1 protein-coding gene is annotated in these 279 nt (G+C 66.3%); it reads right to left on the bottom strand.

Annotation, left to right across the window (positions count from 1 at the left end; translation table 11 throughout):
- Positions 1-31: 31 nt before the first annotated feature.
- The coding region (locus ACYQ7X_RS17500; protein WP_459698355.1) for a transposase domain-containing protein at positions 32-279 on the bottom strand (248 nt) is incomplete at its 5' end.

Below are 279 nucleotides of genomic sequence, written 5' to 3'. Positions count from 1 at the left end.
GTATCCGTCCGGCGAGAGCCGTTGCCGAAGGTCAGGCGGCGGCGATTGCCTGAGTTTCGGATCGCCAATTCCAGGGCAGCAGGTCCTGTAACCTGGAGGCGGGATGGTCACCGATGCGGCGGAGGACGTCGGCGAGCCAGCCGCGTGGATCGACATCATTCAGGCGGGCGGTGACGATCAGCGAATACATCGCCGCCGCGCGCTCCCCACCGCGATCAGATCCGGCGAACAGCCAGGCCTTTCGTCCGATGGCAATGCCCCGAAGTGCGCGTTCCGCTG

It is taken from the genome of Acidisoma sp. C75 (assembly GCF_054665095.1).
The sequence above is the reverse complement of the archived record's forward strand: the minus strand, read 5'-3'. Positions and strand labels throughout refer to the sequence as shown.